This window comes from Burkholderia sp. TSV86, assembly GCF_001522865.1.
In the GTDB taxonomy this organism is placed as follows: Bacteria; Pseudomonadota; Gammaproteobacteria; order Burkholderiales; family Burkholderiaceae; genus Burkholderia.
The window spans coordinates 1-1,567 of sequence record NZ_LOWB01000055.1 but is presented as its reverse complement, the minus strand read 5'-3'; the positions used below and the strand labels follow the sequence as shown (position 1 = coordinate 1,567).

The 1,567-nt window shown below is 54.6% G+C and carries 2 protein-coding genes; both read left to right on the top strand.

Annotation, left to right across the window (positions count from 1 at the left end; genetic code table 11):
* Positions 1-228: 228 nt before the first annotated feature.
* Positions 229-597 carry a hypothetical protein gene (locus WS68_RS08585; RefSeq protein ID WP_059570390.1) on the top strand — a complete coding sequence of 123 codons (369 nt, stop codon included), beginning with the start codon at positions 229-231 and terminating at the stop codon, positions 595-597.
* Between the two features lie 221 nt (positions 598-818).
* Entirely contained in the window at positions 819-1,367 is a 549-nt protein-coding gene (locus WS68_RS08580; RefSeq protein ID WP_059570389.1) for a super-infection exclusion protein B, read from the top strand.
* Positions 1,368-1,567 lie beyond the last annotated feature (200 nt).

Below are 1,567 nucleotides of genomic sequence, written 5' to 3'. Positions count from 1 at the left end.
AGCAGACGTCCCCATGCCTCCTCCTGCTGACTGACCCACTCTGATTCTTTCAGTGCGTCGCAAAGCCATTGTGGTAAACCGGCTGCGCGGGCGCGCGCGGACAAACTACGCTCTATTCCTCGCCAATCTTCCGAAGACATGTCAGGTAACCTCCTTTTTGGTTGGGCGACGGGGAAGATGTCGCCCCATCACCTTCACAACATTGATACTTTTTGAGGACATCAATCCATGAACATTGATCGCACCGTCCAAACGCAAATCCTCAAAGCCTTGATGGAATACTTTCCATTCGAAATACCGCCTCACGAACTGGCCAAGTTGGAGCAAAAACTAGGTGCGCAAGCCGTGCTGGCTAATTCTGCATACCTCTCCCAGCACGGATTGGTCAAAACCAGTGTCCGCGCCAAACACCTCACCGAGCTACAACTTCTGGCAAAAGGCGTAGACCTCCTTCTCGGCGACGGAGGGCTGTCGGCAATCCTCGGGACGGTAACGTTCAAGCTGCACGGCGATACGATCAAAGATCTAGCGGAAATGAAAATCCAGGAACCAAATCCCGAATCTCTCGATAAGCCCCGATTTGCCGACAAACCGTAACCGCCGCGGGCCCGCGCCACAGCACACCTAACGGTGAAGCGATTGGACTTGGGGGCAGCTCATAGGCCGGGCGCACTTCACGTAGTACAAACCGCCCTTCACCGATCGCAAACTCAACCATGCGCTCGAATCGCCCCCAACCCACCTTCGGGCCAAGCTCGATCCAAAAATCAGGAAGATCGCTCCGTGCATCGATCACCACGTACCCGTTAGCGAACACGATGGCATCAAAATCCAATTTCATGTCAGGCAACCTTATTTTCCTCATCATGAACACAACATTCATCCAAACGATTCTGGATTTCCTGAAGCTCGCGCCAAGTTACCTCTCGATATTTGGCATCGCCGCCGCTTTCCTGCTGTTCGCCCCAGACCGGATCGCACAGCAGCTCGGCGTGCTTGAGTTTGCAAAGCACAATCGCTCGGCTTTGGGGCTGATCGTCATCGCCGCGGCAAGCTACCTCGTCGTCCGGCACCGGAATCGGGTACGCCAATATCTGATGCAGCTCACCGAAGACGAACTTGATGTCCTCCAGCCCTACGTACTGCAAATGACGCGCTCCGCTCGCTATCGCCCCGATGATGGCGTCGTGCGAGGTCTCGTACGCGCCGGTGTTCTCTATCAAGCAGCGGCGCTGGGCCATACCTCCGAAGGGTTTGCCTTCAACCTCACCGACGTTGCCTGGCAGTACATCAAGGAAGAGCAACGGCGGTTCGAAGTCGCTCGCGGGCTCGATATCCCCACCCAGCAATCCAGCCGTGAATCTTGAAAGGCAGCGCTTCAATAAAGCGTTCATTTGTTCCACCACATTCATCCCTCTACCACCATGAACTTTCCCTTACTGAACTCCGTCTCCGATGCGCTCAAAACTGCCACCGATCTCGGCAAAACCGCACTTGAAATACGTGATTTCATCAAGCTATCGACGGTCATCACCCAAATGAACGAGCAACTCCTCAAAGCGCAAGA